21 protein-coding genes are annotated in these 17,892 nt (G+C 63.5%); 9 read left to right on the top strand and 12 right to left on the bottom strand.

Annotated elements, in window-relative coordinates:
- Nucleotides 1-65: 65 nt before the first annotated feature.
- Nucleotides 66-1,466 (top strand): dihydrolipoyl dehydrogenase family protein, encoded by a 1,401-nt coding sequence (locus ACSVHC_RS00425; RefSeq protein ID WP_439180293.1) that lies wholly within the window; start codon nt 66-68, stop codon nt 1,464-1,466.
- Nucleotides 1,467-1,956: 490 nt separating this feature from the next.
- On the opposite strand, the gene ACSVHC_RS00420 is transcribed toward ACSVHC_RS00425, so the two are convergent.
- Nucleotides 1,957-2,634: a DUF981 family protein gene (locus ACSVHC_RS00420; protein ID WP_439180292.1), complete on the bottom strand. Its 678-nt coding sequence runs from the start codon at nt 2,632-2,634 to the stop codon at nt 1,957-1,959.
- Nucleotides 2,635-2,637: 3 nt separating this feature from the next.
- Entirely contained in the window at nt 2,638-2,877 is a 240-nt protein-coding gene (locus tag ACSVHC_RS00415) for a hypothetical protein (protein WP_439180291.1), read from the bottom strand.
- 247 nt (nt 2,878-3,124) lie between these two features.
- Between ACSVHC_RS00415 and ACSVHC_RS00410 the strand changes: the two genes are divergently transcribed.
- On the top strand, nt 3,125-3,709 hold the full coding sequence (locus ACSVHC_RS00410) for a YceI family protein (protein ID WP_439180290.1): 585 nt from the start codon (nt 3,125-3,127) through the stop codon (nt 3,707-3,709).
- Nucleotides 3,710-3,765: 56 nt separating this feature from the next.
- A complete protein-coding gene (locus ACSVHC_RS00405; protein WP_439180289.1) occupies nt 3,766-4,113 on the top strand; it encodes a nuclear transport factor 2 family protein in 348 nt (115 codons plus the stop codon).
- 270 nt (nt 4,114-4,383) lie between these two features.
- Here the strand turns inward: ACSVHC_RS00405 and ACSVHC_RS00400 are convergent, their stop codons facing one another.
- Nucleotides 4,384-5,589 (bottom strand): IS110 family RNA-guided transposase, encoded by a 1,206-nt coding sequence (locus ACSVHC_RS00400; protein ID WP_439180288.1) that lies wholly within the window; start codon nt 5,587-5,589, stop codon nt 4,384-4,386.
- A 407-nt stretch (nt 5,590-5,996) separates the two neighbouring features.
- On the opposite strand from ACSVHC_RS00400, the gene ACSVHC_RS00395 reads away from it, so the two are divergent.
- Entirely contained in the window at nt 5,997-6,293 is a 297-nt protein-coding gene (locus tag ACSVHC_RS00395) for a hypothetical protein (protein ID WP_439180287.1), read from the top strand.
- 10 nt (nt 6,294-6,303) lie between these two features.
- On the opposite strand, the gene ACSVHC_RS00390 is transcribed toward ACSVHC_RS00395, so the two are convergent.
- From ACSVHC_RS00390 to ACSVHC_RS00365, 6 genes are all read right to left on the bottom strand, one after another.
- A complete protein-coding gene (locus ACSVHC_RS00390; RefSeq protein ID WP_439180286.1) occupies nt 6,304-6,780 on the bottom strand; it encodes a hypothetical protein in 477 nt (158 codons plus the stop codon).
- Between the two features lie 6 nt (nt 6,781-6,786).
- The gene (locus tag ACSVHC_RS00385) at nt 6,787-7,074 is read right to left on the bottom strand and encodes a hypothetical protein (RefSeq protein ID WP_439180285.1); all 288 of its coding nucleotides are present in this window, start codon (nt 7,072-7,074) and stop codon (nt 6,787-6,789) included.
- Nucleotides 7,075-7,321: 247 nt separating this feature from the next.
- A complete protein-coding gene (locus tag ACSVHC_RS00380) occupies nt 7,322-7,579 on the bottom strand; it encodes a ParB family protein (RefSeq protein ID WP_439180283.1) in 258 nt (85 codons plus the stop codon).
- Nucleotides 7,576-8,181, bottom strand: coding sequence for a DNA-binding protein (locus tag ACSVHC_RS00375; RefSeq protein WP_439180282.1), 606 nt, complete (start codon nt 8,179-8,181; stop codon nt 7,576-7,578). Before ACSVHC_RS00375 ends, ACSVHC_RS00380 begins: the two co-directional genes overlap by 4 nt.
- A 71-nt stretch (nt 8,182-8,252) precedes the next feature.
- The gene (locus ACSVHC_RS00370; protein ID WP_439180387.1) at nt 8,253-8,786 is read right to left on the bottom strand and encodes a single-stranded DNA-binding protein; all 534 of its coding nucleotides are present in this window, start codon (nt 8,784-8,786) and stop codon (nt 8,253-8,255) included.
- A 215-nt stretch (nt 8,787-9,001) separates the two neighbouring features.
- Nucleotides 9,002-9,124 (bottom strand): hypothetical protein, encoded by a 123-nt coding sequence (locus ACSVHC_RS00365; protein WP_439180281.1) that lies wholly within the window; start codon nt 9,122-9,124, stop codon nt 9,002-9,004.
- Nucleotides 9,125-9,617: 493 nt separating this feature from the next.
- Between ACSVHC_RS00365 and ACSVHC_RS00360 the strand changes: the two genes are divergently transcribed.
- Nucleotides 9,618-10,127, top strand: a complete 510-nt coding sequence (locus ACSVHC_RS00360) for a hypothetical protein (protein ID WP_439180280.1) — start codon at nt 9,618-9,620, stop codon at nt 10,125-10,127.
- A 210-nt stretch (nt 10,128-10,337) separates the two neighbouring features.
- Entirely contained in the window at nt 10,338-10,727 is a 390-nt protein-coding gene (locus tag ACSVHC_RS00355) for an ankyrin repeat domain-containing protein (RefSeq protein ID WP_439180278.1), read from the top strand.
- A gap of 247 nt (nt 10,728-10,974) precedes the next feature.
- On the opposite strand, the gene istB is transcribed toward ACSVHC_RS00355, so the two are convergent.
- The 3 genes from istB to ACSVHC_RS00340 are packed head-to-tail and all read right to left on the bottom strand — an operon-like array spanning nt 10,975 to nt 13,573.
- Nucleotides 10,975-11,763 (bottom strand): IS21-like element helper ATPase IstB, encoded by a 789-nt coding sequence (gene istB, locus ACSVHC_RS00350; RefSeq protein WP_439180277.1) that lies wholly within the window; start codon nt 11,761-11,763, stop codon nt 10,975-10,977.
- Nucleotides 11,763-12,980: an IS21 family transposase gene (gene istA / locus ACSVHC_RS00345; RefSeq protein ID WP_439180275.1), complete on the bottom strand. Its 1,218-nt coding sequence runs from the start codon at nt 12,978-12,980 to the stop codon at nt 11,763-11,765. The genes istB and istA overlap by 1 nt, the downstream gene beginning before the upstream one ends.
- Before the next feature lie 50 nt (nt 12,981-13,030).
- The gene (locus ACSVHC_RS00340) at nt 13,031-13,573 is read right to left on the bottom strand and encodes a hypothetical protein (protein ID WP_439180273.1); all 543 of its coding nucleotides are present in this window, start codon (nt 13,571-13,573) and stop codon (nt 13,031-13,033) included.
- Nucleotides 13,574-13,737: 164 nt separating this feature from the next.
- Between ACSVHC_RS00340 and ACSVHC_RS00335 the strand changes: the two genes are divergently transcribed.
- From ACSVHC_RS00335 to ACSVHC_RS00325, 3 genes are read left to right on the top strand one after another with little or no spacing between them, the layout of a single operon-like run.
- Nucleotides 13,738-14,865, top strand: a complete 1,128-nt coding sequence (locus tag ACSVHC_RS00335; RefSeq protein WP_439180272.1) for a tyrosine-type recombinase/integrase — start codon at nt 13,738-13,740, stop codon at nt 14,863-14,865.
- Nucleotides 14,862-17,318 (top strand): tyrosine-type recombinase/integrase, encoded by a 2,457-nt coding sequence (locus tag ACSVHC_RS00330; protein ID WP_439180271.1) that lies wholly within the window; start codon nt 14,862-14,864, stop codon nt 17,316-17,318. The genes ACSVHC_RS00335 and ACSVHC_RS00330 overlap by 4 nt, the downstream gene beginning before the upstream one ends.
- On the top strand, nt 17,315-17,869 hold the full coding sequence (locus ACSVHC_RS00325) for a DUF6262 family protein (protein ID WP_439180270.1): 555 nt from the start codon (nt 17,315-17,317) through the stop codon (nt 17,867-17,869). The genes ACSVHC_RS00330 and ACSVHC_RS00325 overlap by 4 nt, the downstream gene beginning before the upstream one ends.
- Nucleotides 17,870-17,892: the final 23 nt, after the last annotated feature.

Genomic DNA, 17,892 nt, shown 5'->3' with positions numbered 1-17,892 from the left:
GTGGCCAAGGGGAATCAGGCACGACCCCGGCCGCCAGGTCCGGGCACCGTCTACAGGAGGAACGCATGGAGATAGAGGATGTTGACCTGCTCGTCGTCGGCGGCGGGAAGGCCGGGAAAACCCTGGCGATGGACCTGGCCAGATCCGGCCGGAAAGTCGCGATGGTGGAACGCTCGATGATCGGCGGGACCTGCATCAACGTGGCGTGCATCCCCACCAAGACCCTCATCAACAGCGGCCGGGTCCTGAACTCGGTCCGCCGGGCCGGAGAATTCGGCATTTCCGGGGCCAAAGATCCGCGGATGGACCTCAAACTGCTGCGCCACCGCAAGGAGGACGTCGTGGAGACCATGGTGAAGGGCCAGTTCGCCGCCTTCACCGGTTCGGGCATGGACTTCATCCTCGGTGAGGCGAAGTTCACCGGGCCCCGGACGGTGGAGGTGACCCTGAACGACGGCGGCGTGCGCGCCCTGCGCGGCACCGACGTCGTACTGAACCTGGGCACCGAACCGCTGCTGCCGCCGATCGACGGCCTGGCGGAGTCGGGCGTGCAGACCAGCAACACCCTGCTGGAGCTGGAATCCCTGCCGGAGAGCATCATCATCCTCGGCGGCGGATACGTCGGCTGCGAATTCGCGGACCTGCTCAATACCATCGGCGTAAAAGTCACCATCGTCCAGGGCGGCGCCCAACTGCTGGCCCGCGAGGACACGGACATCGCCGCCGCCGTCGCGCAGAACTTCACGGACGCCGGCATCACCCTGCGGCTGGGGGCCAGGGCACAAGCGGTCACGCGGGCCCCGGACGGTACCGTGACGCTCAAGCTCTCTTCGGGGGAGACCGTGTATGCCGCTGACATCCTGGTCGCGGCGGGCCGCCGGCCCATGACCGAGGGCCTGAACCTCGAAGCTGCCGGCGTGGAACTTGACGACCGGGGCTTCATCAGGGTCGACGAATACCTTCAGACCACCGCCGACGGCGTGTGGGCCGCCGGGGACGCCGCCGGCACCGCCCAGTTCACCCACGCGTCCTACGACGACTACCGCGTGCTGCAGACCAACCTGGCGGCGCAGGACGGCACCGGGCAGCCGCGCAGCACCGCCGGGCGGCTCATCCCCTACTGTGTCTTCACCACCCCTGAGCTGGGCCGCGTGGGCCTGAGCGAGCGGCAGGCCCGGGATGCCGGGTACAGCGTGCGCCTCGCGAAAATGCCCGTCATGGCCATTCCCCGGGCCCGGACCGTGGGACATCTCGACGGGATCTGGAAGGCGGTGATCGACCGGGACACCAACCGGATTCTTGGTGCGGCGCTGCTGGGCACCGAAGCCAGCGAAACCATCGCCGTGGTCCAGATGGCGATGCTCGCGGGAGCCGAATACACCGCCGTGCGCGACGCCATCATCACCCACCCCACCATGGCCGAGGGCCTGACCCTGCTGTTCACACCGGCCTACCTCGAGGACTGAGCGGCGCCCGCCATCCGGGATCGCCCCCGGACACTGCCATACCCGGCTCTGGCCGCGGAACGGCCCTTGTGCTAAACCCTCCTTGATTTCGTGGAAGACCCCTTCCACCACGCGCACGACAACTGAAGTATCGAGTGCAGGTGAGTCCTGACCTTCCTCGCAGACGACTTCGGAAACCGACACCCGCCTAGCCTTCCCCTTACGGGCTTGGAGGCCGTGCAGGCGACTTTGGACATTCCGTGCAGACGACTTCGGAAAATGACATATAACCAAGCTGCCTCACCATGCCATTTTGACTCGAAATGTACTCGATGTGCCACAGTCGAGACGGTTTGTGGTGAGACGCGTTTTCGAGACGCAGGGAGCCCTGCTCTCCCGCATAGTGGACCGGCTCCTCCGGGCTCTGGAGCGGTGTCTCAAAAAACTGTTGTTTTCCGAGGCATCCAAGTGGGCGGACTGTGTGGGAATCTAGTTGCTGTTAGATCAACGTTTAGTGTGGGAAAAAACCGACGTGTCCGTAGAAGACGGTGATGCTGAGGAACAGCCACATCATTCCTGCGATGAACAACGACACGGCGAAGACCTTGGCGACCAGGCGGTTCTCTGGAGCGAACGGGGCCGTGATCGCGGCCACGCCGGTGATGGTGTAGGCGAACGCCATGTAGAGAGCTTCCAGGATGGAGCCCGCCAGCATCCCAGCAATGGGTTCCTCCTTAGGTGGATGCCACATTCCGAACTCGAGTCCGGCGACGGCGATCATGATGAGCCCGATGCCGCCGAAGGCACCCGCGTACAGGAACGGCCGGACGGTTGCTACGAGCTCGAGCTGCGCCCCGCGGTCGACGGCGGTTCTCTCGGCACGCATCAACGCTATGGCCCCGAAGAACACCAGAAAGCCATAGAACATGGCGGGTTCACCGAAGGTGAGGTTGTCGACCGCGCAGCAAGGGACGCCGGGAACGGGAATCTGTTTCAGCGGCCACGTGAGGGTCATGTGAGTGCCGGTGACGGCCAAAAACAGACCTAGGGCAGCAAACATCCAGGCCCATCCGTCGATCGTTTTGCGACCAGGTTGCTGGACCACTCGCAGGAAGACGAGCACCAACAGCATGATGGCACCTGCGACCATCGCCATGGTCGTGTTGTAGGTAATGCCCTGCTCAAGCATGGACTACCCTCGCTCTGCCAGAAGTGCCTGCCGAATGACCATCAGGCCAGCGCAGGCCGCAAACGTGGCGGACAAGATCAATGCGCCCATGTCGCTACTGATGGCCGCCCAGAGAATCGCCGACAGGACAGCGCCGACCACCAAGATCGCAAAGACAACCTTGACCAATATCGCACCCCACCGGCGAGATTTCCCGTCCTCGACTTCAATCGGGAACCCGGTGAACACATCATGTTGGGACATATGGATGTCGTACCACGCGCAGGGCATGGAGCGAAAGGGGCAATGCCCTCCGTCGACGAGATCGCGACGACCGTAGCGAAAGGCGAATCGGTTCGCCCGGCGGGTTCGTCCGGCGTCCCCAGGAGTGACCGCTCCACGGGGCATTCTGCCGGCGCCCTCTTTCGCCTGCGCATGGGCGGGGGTAGCGTCTTGCCTGACGAGCTTGTCCAGGTCACTGCTGATAGACGAGCATTTCTGGGAGTTGCACATGAATGACCGGCCAGGCGGGGACCACAGCCGCATTGTCAATCACGTTCTCGCCCCTCCGGTGGGCACATTCGACATCGACCCGGTGCACACATTCGTCGCTTTCAGCGCCCAGCACCTCGTGGTCGGGACTGTGCGGGGCCGGTTCGAGGCGGTGCAGGGCACCATCGTTGTTGCCGATGACCTGACGGAGTCGAGCGTCGAGGTCAGCATCGAGACCTCGTCGCTCACGACGCTGAACCCGGTGCGCGACGACGATCTGCGTTCGGAAAATTATCTGGACGTTCGGCATTATCCGACCATGACCTTCCGCAGCACGGCGGCCTTCGAGTCGACCGCAGGGGTATGGCAAGTAACGGGAGACTTGACGTTGCACGGCGTGACGCGCCCGGTCGAACTCACCGTCCGTTTCGGAGGCGCCGTGACCGATGCCTCCGGTAACGTCCGGATCGCATTCCACGCCCATGCCTCGATCACCCGACGCGATTTCGGGCTCACCTTCGAACTCCTCAAAGAAGCCGGAGGGCTGCTCGTGGGCAAGGACATCGCGATCGACATCGACGCTGAGGCGATCCGGCCCCTATAAGTCTTACCCGGCCGCCGGGTGGGGAACTGTTGGTCCAACAAGGAAAGAAGCTACTCATGCAAGATGACCAGGTCAACAACAACCTCAAGGGCATGGACGACCTTGACTTTACCGGCTGGAACAACGCCGACTGGAACGGCGTGTTCGCCCACCACCACACCGACGATGTGCTCGTGGACTGGAAAGGCCAGCCACCAACGCACGGGATTCAGGAGCATATCGACGCCATGAAGGCTTATGTCGATTCCGCAGGCGGAACGCCGCCCCAGATCACCTCCCACCCGATCGCGTTCGGCTCCGGGGATTGGACCTGTGTCATCGGAGAGTTCGAAGGCGGAGGCCGGATGGTAACCGTCGCCAAGTGGCTCAACGGCGCGATCGTCGAAGAATACATCTGGTCCTAGCCCGACCAGTGCACTCCCTGATGTCGGATGAGGACTCTGACATGGGGAAAGCACGAAGATCGGGATCATCGGGGCGACGGGAAAGGACGGACGTGCCCTCTCTGCCGAAGCCGGCACGAGAGAGGGCACGACGTCACCCCGATAGCGCAGATCCGGACCGAGCGGCCCGGTGGCAGAACCAAACGGCTCTGTGCTTGCCACGTCCCGTAGATGGAGGCTTCCTTCACCGGCCATATAGCCAAACTCTCGATGCCCGCAGTCCGCCGGACGTCAGGCGGCCGTAGTTGTTGTGGCTGCGGAGGCGGGCTTGTAGGTAGTGCCGTCGCGGAGCATGGCCCAGAGGACATTGAGCCGCCGTCGTGCAAGGGACAGCATTGCTTGGATGTGGGATTTCCCTTCCGCACGTTTGCGGTCGTAATAGCCGCGCGAGGAGGGACAGGACTTCAGAGCGGAGAGCCCGGAGAGGTAGAAGACGCGGAGGAGCCGTCGGTCATAGCGTCTGGGCCTGTGGTGATTACCGCTGATTTTCCCTGAGTCTCTGGGGGCCGGCGCCAGTCCGACGATGCCGGCGAACCGGTCGGCGGACTGGAAGACGGTGAGGTCACCGCCGGTGGCGCCAAGGAACTCGGCGGCCAGAACTGGACCGAACCCTGGCATGCTCAACAGCACCTCGGTGTGCTGGTGTTCGGTGACTTTCTCGCTGATCAGCGCGTCGAGTTTGGCGAGTTCGTCGTTCAGGGTGAGGATTTCCCACGCGAGTGCTGCGACGATCTCCTCCCCTATGTGCTGGGCGGGAACGATGGTGTGCTGGGATTTTGCAGCCTCTACGGCGGCTGCGGCAACAGCTGCGGAGGAACGGGCGCCGTGCTTCTTCAGCCAGGCGTGGATTCTGGCTTGGCCGGCGCGGCGGATCCCGTCCGGAGTCCGGTGTTTGCTCAGCAACAACAGTGCGGCTTTGGAACGGCTGTAGTCGAAGGCGCGTTCCAGTGCGGGGAAGTATTCCAGCAGTTGGGCCTGGAGACGGTTGATCGCCCTGACCCGGTCCGCGGACTTATCGGCACGCCGGGCGGTCAGGAGCCGCAGCCCGGTGCTGATCTCATCCCCTGCGCGTAATGGTTGCAGGTCAGTTCGCATCCGGGCCTGATCGGCGATAACGGCAGCGTCTTTGGCATCTGTCTTGCCTTCGCCGCGGTAAATTTTGGAGGCGTGGTGCACTGTCCGGCCCGGGATGTAGAGGATGTTCTGGCCGTGACCGACGAGCAGGGCGATCAATAGCGCCGATCCGCCATGGTTTAGATCGGTCGCCCACACCACCTCGCCTCCGTCTGCGAGCTCGAGCACGCCGGCGAGGAGTTGAAGCAGGGCGGGTTCGTCGTTGGGGACTCGTTGGGAGAGCAGCCGGTTTCCGTCGGCGTCGATCACGACGCAGTGATGATGGGCTTTGCCGGCGTCGATTCCGGCCCACAATTTCGCCAAAACAGCCTCCAGTCTGTTGGATGGGTTAGGGCCCAGCAGATAACCGCGCCGTCGTGTCCTTATCCGGCGATCATGTCGCGTCTCTCAATCAGCGGTCGGGTCATCGCGGGGTGGCGGGCGGCCAATCCTTCGAAGCCGTCACACAAAATGTCCGGCACAGCAACCAAAGCCATACCCTCCTCCCCTGGGTAGCCACGACCCTACAACGGCCGAGGAACTGTTCCCGGTAACAACATAAGGACAGCAACCAGAAATCGTCGTAGACAAACAGGTGATGACGGGCAGGAGCTCTGCGACGGACCGTCAGCACCCAACAGCCGGCCACGGAGCTTGCGGAGTGGACGCCCGAAAGGGGTGCGAGCCCTGCGAGCATGCTTTTGTCCTGAGACTTGTCAGAAGGAGAGCAATTGCGAATTCGGGACTTCCTGGGCCGGCGCCGAACTGAAGCCGGGTCCTCCCCCGCCGTTGCCGCGCCCAAGGAGCGCGAGCCGCTGACACCCGCACAGCTTGCGGATTTGGGAAAGGCCTGGGTCGAGCTCAACCAGGCGGCCGAAGATGCTGGCGTGAAAACGTTCCGTGCCTGCACGCGTGACGGGAGCTCTTGGGAGGACGACCCCGAGGCGGTGCGCGGCATGGCGGCCCTGATCAGGGGCCTCCCGCGCGCAGACGAAGCTGCATCCACGGACGGCGACCCGGCCCCGTAGGCCGGCAGCCTCAGAACAAGGTTGGCGCGTCGGGATCGACGCCGGCCAGGAGCGCAGCCACGCGCTGCGGCCTGTCCCAGCCATGGGCGCGGACTTCGTCCCTGAGGGCCACGGACCGCGCAGCGAACTGTGCCCGGGCCAGGCCGCGCCAGCGGAAGGAACTTCCGTTCGCGTCACGGCCTTTGGCCAATCTGTCGAGCATGTTGCTGCGGCTGGTTCCTTCCACCAAGTGAGTAAAAGCGTCAGCAGTCGCGTGGACGCAGATCGGCACATCACAGGTGTGCATGAGCGGGCCGAATGCGTTCAGGTTGCTGCCGTGCAGCAAGTGGAAGGCGAAGCGGTGGGGACGAACGGCAATGGTACGGCCATCTGCGTTGAGGGTGAACCTGCCGTACCCGTCATCTCCGACTGCGGCGGTCCAGAGCCAGCAATCACCTTGGGTTGGCCCCTTGGCCACCTTGGACCAAAACCGTTCGGCCGCGTTCATGGCCGGTCAGTCGATTCGTTTCTGGAACGAAACCATGACCAGGGCAGACGCGATGTAACGCGTGACCTGGACGTTCTTATGGCCGATGATCCCGGACGGTCGCCGTTCCATGACGGGAACCGGAGTGACCGTGTGCGAGGCAGGTTCGGCGGTCCACAGCTGATCCCCTGCTTCCCGGAACACAGTCACGAGATCCTTGAGGTTCTTGTCGAGTCGCTGCGCGAGCTGCTTGACGGATTCCTCGACCGTGGGCTGTGGCTCGCTCACCACATACACAGTTTCAATACGGCTCATCGGTTCTTCTTTCTCAAAATTCGTGGGCGCCTGATTCCGAACAGGTCTCCCAGAGACCGGTTTCCGGCCATTGCTGCATCTAAAAGCATCGATCTTCACACTCTCTCCTGAGGCAAACCGGGGCGTGGTCAGTCCCCGTCCTGGATATTATCCAGAACGCAAATGCCCCGGCATCTAGGCATTGAACGCGAGGGACAGAGATATCGGTCGTTTTTGGCCACACCTGGAAAAGGCTTAGCCGCGGGCGTTACTGCCGGTGGCGGGCTTCTTCCTCCTTGGAGCGGCGCCCGGTGCGGGCGCTTCCCGGCGGCAGCGGTTCCCAGGGTTTGCCGTTGTTGTGGCGGCGCTGGAGCCGGCGGACTTCCTTGAGTGTGGCGGCCTCGATCAGTTCCGAGATGGATGCGTACCCCTCGAGGTGGCCGGCGGCCGCGAAGGCCGCCCGGACCTGGCCGGCGTCGACGGTCGCGAAGTACGGGGAAAAGCTCTCGGGTTTGGCCTTGCTCACTCCCCCGCGCCCTTTGTCTCCGGGGAGACGCGCTGCAGCAGGGCGTTGTGGACCTGTTCAAGGGTGGTGGCGCGGACTTCGGCTGTTGCCAGTCGGCGTGCTGCGTCCGCTGCTTCCTTGGCGGCGGCCCGCTCGGCTTCCCGGGAATCCTCGAGCTGCTTGCCGATCACTGCGAGCTGGCGCTCCAATGCGCCCCGTTGGGCCTCCAGCCGGGTGATCTCGTCGGCGTGGGCGGCTGCGGTGGCGACTTTGTCGGCGGCTGCCTGGTCCAGGTCGGCGACGAGCTCGGCGATCTCCTGGTCTTTGTCTTTGCGTTCCTGTGCCCAGAGGGCTTCCACGGCGGCGTGGCGTTCAGCGGCCAAGGCGGATGCTTCGGCCCAGCAGGCGCCGGCAAGGCGGGCTGCCTGTTCCAGCAGGGCCGCGGGGGTGGCGGCGACCTGGCCGCCGGCGGCCTGTTTTTCCTCGGTCCATTCCTTCAGGTACCGGGTGGCGTCGGCGTTGCTCACGCCAGCGGCCGCGCGGACCGTGGACACGGTGGGCCGGCGGTCGGCACTGATCTGTTCGGCCGCGGCGTAGACGCGGTCCTTCACGCTCGACGTCATCAAAGCACCTCTTCAATTCTTAATAGTAGTAGGAGTAGTAACGATACTACTCCTACTACTGATTTTGAAGGTTAGAACGGCGGTTCGGAGTCGGGGCCGCTCCCCCAGCCTCCGGCATTGCTGCCGGACTGCGCGGCCCACGGGTCATCCTGCGGGAGGGACTGGCTTGTGCCGCCGGGCTGGGTGGTGCCGCCCTGGCCGCCGAAACCGTTGCCTCCGGGACCGCCGGGGCCGGCAGCGCGTTGGGTGCGGTCGATTTTCGCCTTGGCATAACGAAGGCTGGGGCCGACCTCCTCTACCTCGAGCTCAATAACGGTGCGCTTCTCGCCTTCCTTGGTCTCGTACGAACGGGACTTCAGCCGGCCTGAGACGATGACGCGCATGCCTTTGGTGAGGGATTCGGCGACGTTTTCGGCCGCTTCACGCCAGACCGATGCGCGGAGGAACAGGGTCTCCCCGTCCTTCCATTCATTGGACTGCCGGTCGAAGGTGCGCGGTGTTGACGCGACGGTGAAGTTCGCGACGGCCGAGCCTGACGGGGTGAACCGCAGTTCTGGGTCGGTGGTGAGGTTGCCTATAACGGTGATGATGGTTTCGCCGGCCATGATGTGGACCTTCCTGAGGATGGGACTGAGGGTGGTGTCTTCGGTTTCGGGGCTGTCGTGCTCGGTGTCGTACCAGGGGGCCGCGGGATCCGGCTCCACCAGGTAGGGGTCGATGATGGGGACGTTGATGGTTCTGGAAGGGTTGGCTTCTTCTCCGAACCAGTCCCGGTCAGGGTCGAACCGGCGGGGGCTGAGAGCAAACCGCTCGGTGTCCATCAGGCCGCCTTGTGGTGCATGGCAGCCTGGACCAGCTTGTCGCGGCGCAGGCCTGCCCAGTGGTCTTGGTCATCGGTGTTGTTCACGACGACGGTTATCTGAGGGTGCCGACTGTTTGTCATCCACGTGACCGTGCAGGCTGGGGCAATAGCTCGGGAAGGGGTTTGCGGCAACGAGAAGATGGGGGTCATTTCAGTCCTTTGTTTCGTATCACTTTGGTTTGGTTCGCCTGCTTGACCTACTCCTTAAATCTATCATTTATTCATATGAATAAATAGCTATTTTGCGCCTATTTTTAGGGGTTTTTGCTCGAATTTTGTATGCATATTTTGCTTTAAGCAGTCGCTGAGGAACTGTCGTATTCATTTTCCGAAGTCGTCTGCACAAGATGTCCAAAGTGTGTGGATCGCAGCGATAAGTGACGGCTTTTTCGCAGCGCTAAGTGTCACCCTTAAAGACGGTTAGGTCTGCTTCGACCTGGCGAGCACGAAGAGCGGAGCTCGCCCGACCGGACGCCAAACGGGCCCTCCCTGGGGCAATTATCGAGGAGAATCCAGCCAGCCCGAACGCCATATACTGCTGGGACCACGTCAACCCACCTGTTCGGATCGGACCATGAGCGCGATAGACCTCTCGCAGCCGTTCACCATTCATCTCGGCGTTGACGAGCCCCTGTTCGAGCGTTTCGAGGATGACGCCCTCTTGCGTGGAATGATGATCTTTCGACTTGACCTGACAGGCCTGCCAGATAGGTCAGCTCTTGCGGACTACCTCGCTCAGGAGTTCATGTATCCCTTCAAGACAGCGGGACTTGACGCCGCAGTTTCACTCATCTCTGATCTTGAATGGTTCGGAAACACCAACGGGTATCTCGTGATTGCCCGCGGGCTGACCAATCCATCGGCCGTCGGGGACTCATTCGTTTCAATCCTTCCGAACATCACCGATCGCTGGCGCACTGGGGGGGCAATCCCGTTCGTTGTCGCCATTGACGGGAAAGGCGATGAACTCCAGTCGTCGCTGCAGGACGCGAACGACCGCATGGATGAGTTTGCTCGCCTCCCGTGGACTCGCCTTGGAGAAGGCTCCGTGAATGTGGTCATCCACGAGGGCCGGGAAATCTGAGGCAGAAGCCAGACCCGGATTCTTGGGCTGGCCCATGCCACTCCGGCACCCACCCCGCGCGAAGTCGAAGAGCTGCTTCGCGACGTTGGTGTCCGGCGAGCCATCGAGAGCTTGAACACTGCCAATCGATATTGTCGTGCAGGCTGGCTCCCGGAGATCAGCACGCTGATTGCAGCCCCCACCGCCTAGCATCCCGAAAATGAGGTATCCATGGATCCCGCCGGTCGTTCGCCGCTCCACTACGCAGCACTCATCAATGATGCCGTGGAGGTGACCCGACTGATTGCCGCGGGCGAGTCACCCGATTCGTCCGACAGGCAGGGGTTCACCCCGCTTCACCTTGCGTCGCAGGAATACGCCCTGGCCGCCGCGGCCGCGCTGCTCAGCGGTGGGGCGATGGTCGACCCAATGAATTCCTACAGCAATACACCGCTTTTCGTCGCGGTCTTCAACTCTCGCGGGCGGCCCGGGATGATCGATCTGCTGCGTTCACGCGGCGCCGATCCGCTGCACGCGAACATGACAGGGCAGACCCCCGTGGGACTGGCCAGATTGATCGGCAACTACGATGTGGCACAGTACTTTCAGGATCTCCCCTGATCCCGCCTAGACTGGCAAGTCCGCTGAGGGATCCTCCAGTGTGCACCGGCTTAGATGGTGTCGCGCAACCGTTCGGTGCTACTCACCTGGCTGGGCTTGCGAGTCCAGCTACTAGTGTCCTCTTCGACCAGCAACCCCTCGGGGCCGTAGAAACCTGAGTTGTCACGCTCGATGCCGAGGGCGCTGTCAGTGATGGTCGAAAAGTGAGCCGTTTCGTGGGTGGAAAAGTGAGCCACGTTGACGTTGGTTATTCTGCCGTATTTTCCGGTCTTGTCGAGGGCAGTGAGTCTGTCCGTGTGTGTCTGAGCCGGTAGCTGGAGCCTTTGAGTGTGAGGACTTCGGCGTGGTGGACGATGCGGTCGATCATGGCTGAGGCGACGACCTGGTCTCCGAACACGTCTCCCCAGCGGGCGAACGGCAGGTTCGAGGTCAGGATCAGGGAGGCGTGCTCGTAGCGTGAGGAGACGAGCTGGAAAAACAGATTTGCGGCGTCCTGTTCAAACGGGATGTAGCCGACCTCATCGACGATGATCAGCCCGTAGCGGCGCAGCCGGACCAGTTCCTGGGGCAGCCTCCCGCTCTGGTGGGCGGACTGGAGCCGGGCGACCCAGTCGATGGCGGTCGCGAACAGGACCCGGTGGCCCAGCTGGGTGGCACGCAGTCCCAGCCCGGTTGCGAGGTGGGTCTTGCCGGTCCCGGGCGGTCCGAGCAGGACGATGTTGGAGGCCTCTGTGAGGAACGCACCGGTCGCCAGGTGCGCGATGGTGTCGCGTTTGAGGCCGGGCTGGTGGTCGAAGCTGAAGTCCTCGAGCGACTTGCGGGCTGGGAACCCGGCTGCCCGGGCACGGGAGTCGGCGCCGGAGGCTTCGCGGGCGGCGACTTCCCGTGAGAGGACCGCGGCGAGGTATTCCTCGTGGGTCCAGCCGTTCTCACGGGCCTGGTCCGCGAGCCTGGCTGCTGCTTCGCGGATCCGTGGTGCCTTCATGGCCCGGGAGTAGTACTCGATCTGGCCGGCGGTTTCCTTCGCTTCGGTCATCAGGCGACCTGCCCGTCATCGAGGACGACATTGAAGGCCCGGTCGTAGTCGGCCAAATCCCGCAACCCGGCCGTGTCTGCGGCGGGGACCGGGTTTTGGAAGGCTTTCCGTAGCGTCCGGGCGGCCTCGACATGGTCCGGATCGGTGATCGTCAGGCCGGCGCCCCAGGATCTTGCGTGGTTCCCGACGCCCCGGCCGTCCAAGGTGATGGTGACTGTTTCCAGGTCCGCGGTGACATCGACGAACCTGCCGATCGCCTGCGGGTGGACGGAGTAGTCGTTGGATCCCATCCGGACGTAGTAGTCCCGCGGGAGCCGGACCCTGGCGGTGAATCCGGTCACGGGCGGAACCGGCGGCAGTCCCAGCATCCCCGCCTTGTCCCGGCCAAGAAGCTCCGTGGGCCGGGCACCGGTCCGCCGGACCAGACGGGCGTTGGCGATGGGCAGCCACTGGCCAAGTTGGGCGTTGAAGTCCTCCGGCGAGGCGAAGGTCCGGCCCGGAAGGAACGAGGTCTCCAGGAACTGGTTGGCCCGCTCCACCACGCCCTTGCTCTCCGGATCGTAGGGCTTGACCTGCACGATCCTGGTCGCGAGGACCCCGGCAAACGCCGCGACCCCGGCGGCGTAGCTGTTCCGTCTGCCGATGCCGGTTTCGTTGTCCCAGATCAGCCGGCGCGGAACCGCACCCAGGGACCCGATCAGCGCCCACATCCCGGCCAGCAGGTCCCCGGTCATCCGGGACGGGATCATTCGGGCCATGATGAACCGCGAATGCGAGCACACCATGACCAATACCGGCAGAACCCGAAGCTTCCCGCTCCCGACGGGTATCCGCACCTCCGGGAACCACAAGTCGCACTGGGCCTGGTCTCCGGGTTCGTAACTGATCCGATCAGCGGGATCCGGTGGAGCATACTCGGGCCGGATCCGGGCCACGTTCTCCCGGAACCACGCCGGGGACCCGGACCAGCCCACACGCTCCGCCAACACCGTAGCCGGCATCCGCGGGTTCTCCCGCAACAGCGCACGGATGGCCGGTTCCACGGCCTTGATCCCGGAGTCCTGCGGCGCACGCACATATGTTGGCGGACCGTCGGCACTGACCGCTTTCGCTACGGTGTTCCGGGAAATACCCAGCCGCGCCGCTATCGACCTCATCGATTCACCCTCGGCAAGATGCAACCGCCGAATAAGCGCCCAATCCTCCACTGTGATCACCCACCCAATCGTTTGGAACAGGTGGCTCAGTTTTCAACCGTCACAATGGCTCACTTTTCGACCGTCACCGACAGGGCGCGGCAGTACTCGTTCAGGGACTCAAGCGTGAACCGGTCGGGGATCTTCTTTGCTGTGTAGTTATCGAGGTTCTCGAAGGGTTGCGGATCGCCGAAGAGAGTCCATAGCCAACGGGACTGATAGCTGGCCTGGATGGAACGGATGTGCCGCGCTCCCGAATGGATCCAGAGCGCAGTGCTGCCGTAGCTGACGATCTTCCGATCACGGGTGATGTGGGGTCGGTGGGACGTACGAATGTTGAGGCAGTCGAGTCGTACGCCGACAACATTCGCCGTCCCTATATCGCTGCCCTGGGTAAACACGGCGGTCCATTCGTCGGAGGAGGTCGACACCACGAGCTGCTTCCACGAAGGCATGGCCCATGGTTCGAGGTGGTGAAGCATGGACGGGAGCGGTTCGCGGAGACGGGTGAAGCTTCTGCCTCCCAGTCCAGTGAGCCATTCAGTCGTTTCGGTGACGACTCGCTCGAAGGGTGCCTTGATAAACCAGATTGGATCCGTAGACGGCAGCTGCATCTCCAAAGTATGCCCGTCCAGGAGCCGAAACTGGCCGAGGCACACATGCCCATGTCCAGCCGTTGGTTCATCTTCCGCTCGCTTCGACTTAAGCGAGGGAACCTGCATTTTTCACCGTCCGGGACTACTCGTTGAGTGTGCTTCCTTCTTCGCGATCATTCCGTTTGAGCAATGCCGTGCTGCCGTCCAGTGGAGCGGTGGTGGCGGTCATGGAGTGCTCTGACGGGAGCCTGCATGATGAGGCCACGAACTGGTTGGGCTTCCTTGCGGGCGCCGGCAAATCGCCGAACACCATCCGGGCTTACGGACTTCGGCTCGCTTCGTACTTGACCTGGTCGGCAGCTTCAGGGAGAAACTGGCGCAAGGCCGGTCTCTCGGGGCTTGTCGAGTGGAAAACCGTGGTGCTTGGCCACGCCGGCGGCAGCGGGCCTCGGCCTCGGAAGACGGGGACGGTGAATGCCTGGATGACGGCGGTGGTCGAGTTCTACAAGTGGGCTGAAGCCTCCGGTGTGATCGAGCAGCCGATCTCCGGATTGGTCTACGAACCCCGGTACATCGCCGCCGGACTGTACGGCGGGGAACAGGGCCGCATCCGGCAAGTCAGGGTCCCCGAACTGCAGGTCAAGCGGCTCGAGGATCCGGAAGCGCTGGAGTGGATCGAATCCCCGACCGACCGCGCGGCCTTGTTGGACCTTGCCCTGGCCGCCCGGGACAGATTCCTGGTCGATTTGCTGTTCTTCTCGGGACTGCGTGTCGGCGAAGCATTGGCGCTTTTTCGCCAGGACCTGCATTTTCTGCCGGACAGTTCGGCTCTGGGCTGCCAGGTCAGGGGACCGCATGTCCATGTCCGTTCAAACCAGGTTCTCAATGGCGCCCGGGCGAAAAGCGGTCCACGCTGGGTTCCCGTGCCTGACCGGGTGGTGTTCTCGTATGAGGACTATCTGTTGGAACGGCATCAATTGGCAGGCATCGACGGCAGTCCGCACGTTCTCGTCAATCTGTACCGCGGGAATTCCGGGACGGCCATGACCTACGCAGGTGTCAGGGATCTTTTCGATCGTATCTCCGCAGCCATGTCGACGCGCGTGCGCCCTCATATGCTTCGCCATACCCGTGCCACCATGTGGCTGCGCGGAATCGACACCCCGCGACTGGATCTGGACACGGTCCGGGTGCTGCTCGGACACGCTTCCCTGGAAGCGACCAGTATCTATGCCCATTCACGTGCTGAGGACCTGCGCGCCGCCATCGGCAACGCGTCACTCGAAGGCGCCGCGGGCCAATCCAGGTGAACGCCCCAGTGGCCGCGGGTGCGCGGATCACGCCCCTGCGGCCGCGTACGGTTCCGGACAGGAGGGACTGGACCGGCTTCCTCGAAGAGCAGCTGCCACCTGACTGGCTCCCCGGTGAATGGGATCCCCGGACAGGCAACCTCACTCCCCTGCCGGATACCGGCAGGTTCGGCGTCGTCACGTGCGCACGCGCGGGCTGTAATGCCGTCATTGAACAACGCAAGACCTGTGAACGCTGCATCCAGTCGGACCAAAGCGGCGCCAATGACGTCAGACCCGCCGACGGGATGCCACGAGCGACGTCCGGCCCCTACGTCCGCCTGGACTGCGTCCTGACCAAGGAAGGGATCCGGTGCGGCCGGAACCAACTCAGCCACGGGCTCTGCCGATCCCACTACACGCTCTACCGGGCCAGCAAGACCCACAACGACGTGAAAAGCTGGCTCGCCTCGACCACCTCCAAGCCAAAGGCATACCTGCCATGCGCGGCGAGAGGCTGCCCCGTCAGCGCCGAAAATCCCCGCGTCCCGCTGCTCCTGTGCACCAATCACAGCTACCGGCTGCGGGCCAAACAAGGACGCGGCGACATCGTCGATGAGCAAGGATCCCTGGAATGGCTGGCCGATCCCACCGAGCCCCGGGTCATCCTGCGGATCGGCAGACTGGGCCCGCGCCTGCAGGCCGAACTGCGCTACGTCATCCAAGCCCATCTCAGCCTCGGCCGCAGCCCTTTGCAGGTGTCGGCATACCGGGACCTGATCAACAAAGCCATCATGTGGAACACGACGTCGCTGGCCGCGACCATCGCGCACCCCGGCAACAGACCCAGATCAAACAGCCGCTCCGTCCACCACTTCATCACGAAAATACTCGACCGGGAAGAACGCCGCCACGCCGGCAGCGACCCGCACAGCGAGGACCTGATCTATCTGGGCGACCTGAACCTTCGCATCACAGCCTCGGCCCGGAGGGAAACATTTCAAAAGCCTCCCCTGGACCTTCGCCGGATCACCCAGCCCTGGCTCCGTGAGGGTTACCGCAACTGGCTGCTGACAGCCCTGCCCCGACGTGGCGACGCTCAGACCGGCTACCGCATCACTGTCCTCGCCGCCCAGGTCCTGGGTAAGGGCCCCGATCGAGGTAACGATCCGCGGGCCCTGGGTCCCGCGCACATGAGCGCGATCATCAACGCAATGAACCGGCAATGGCCACGCTACGGCGGCGCCAAGGGCGCTTTCCGCATCTGGCGCCATATCCTCGATACCGGGCATCGGACCACGATCTGGAACGAGGTCCCGCGCGGGTTCAGCTACAACCCCCGCATCCACAAACCGCCGACCCACCCAAGCACTTTCCGCGAGACCGGCACAACGGGCCGCGCAATCCCGGCTGCAGCGGTCGCTCACCTGCGCAATAATCTCCACGCCCTGACGATGTACGCGAACAGGGATATGGCGATCGCCATACTGGCCGTCCTTATCGATACCGGCCGCAGGCCAAGCGAAGTGGCCAGCCTGCGCAGAGACTGCCTTCAACGCGACCGCCACGGAGACTGGATCCTCCTCTACGACAACCACAAAGCCGGCCGGCCGCAACGAAGACTACCCATCCAGCAGGAAACGGCCAACGCCATCACCGGCTGGCTTGCCACGCCCACCGCCGCCCGGGCGTCAAAATCCCGGTGGCTCTTTCCAAGCCCCATGAAGGCCAGGACGGATCACCCCGCAAGCTACGGGCTGCTCCACGGTGCCCTGCGCCGCCTCATCCGTGACGTACAGCCGCTTCAGGGACCAGTCAAAGATCTCCACGGAACTCCGGTCGACTTCACTTTCGCCGGCCTCCGCCCCCATGATTTCCGCCACTCCTACGCCCAGCGTCACGTTGATAACGGCACCGCGCCCGACGAACTCCGCGACCTGCTCGACCACGACGACGTCCGCACCACCATGGGCTACTACCAGGTCAACGACAGGCGCAAACGGGCCGCGGCCGACCTGCTGGCACCGTTGACCTATGACCGGGCAGGCGAACGAATCGGAATGGCCGCCGGCCGGCGGGCCATGGCCTCGGTTGCCGTCCCGTACGGAGGCTGCACAGAACCCTCCAACGTCAAGGCCGGCGGAACATCATGCCCCATCCGTTTCCAATGCTCCGGCTGCACGTTCTACCGGCCGGATCCCTCCTACCTTCCCGATATCGAACGCCACCTCGTCGAGCTTAAAACGAACGCCGCCCAGGCAAGGCGCCTCCACGCGCCGCCGTATGCGATCGCGAACTTCGAAGGGCAGGTGGAAGACTTCCAGCGAATCGTCGACCGCATGCGGGCAGACCTGGCCCTGTTGCCAGAATCCCAGCAGACAGCCATCAGAACGGCCTCTGCCGTTCTGCGCTCCGCCCGGCTGATCGCGAAACCCGGCCAGCATCTACCCCTGTCCGTGAAAGACCCGCAGTGAAAGCCCGGAAGAGGCCTTCGACGAGCGCGATGGTCTCCGCCCGCCGAAAGGAAAGCGTTCAAAAACAGGCCAAGACAGCGTCGACTATCATCACTTTCCTGCTGGAAGGTACTCTCGTCAGCATCAGCGCCGTCGCCGAAGCCGCAGGCGTCAGCCGCAATTTCATCTACTCCCACGAAAGCCTGCTGCACCAGATCGAAGCCGGGAGGCAAACCCAAGCAGACCTCGGCGAAACCCCGAGGCAAAGGCGGCCCACGAACGGAGCACCCGGACGCGCGGCCCTGCTGACCGAGCTGTCAATGGCGCACGGAAGCATCAAACGACTCCGGCAAGAGCTCACCGACCTCAACAAAAGGCACGAGCACTGCCTCGGCGAACAGCTCCACGCATCGTCACGGACCGAACGAAGCGTGGCAGCTGCCGCCCAGGACGCGGAAACACGGCAGCTCACCGAAGAAAACCGACTGCTGCGCCAACAACTCGAGACACAAGGCCACCGCATTAGCGACCTAACCGACGAACTCATCGCCGAACGTCGAGCGTCGTACTAGATTTCCTCCGTGGCCGGTCCTCC

The organism is Arthrobacter sp. KNU-44 (assembly GCF_051843155.1).
Lineage (GTDB): Bacteria > Actinomycetota > Actinomycetes > Actinomycetales > Micrococcaceae > Arthrobacter.
The sequence above is the reverse complement of the archived record's forward strand: the minus strand, read 5'-3'. Positions and strand labels throughout refer to the sequence as shown.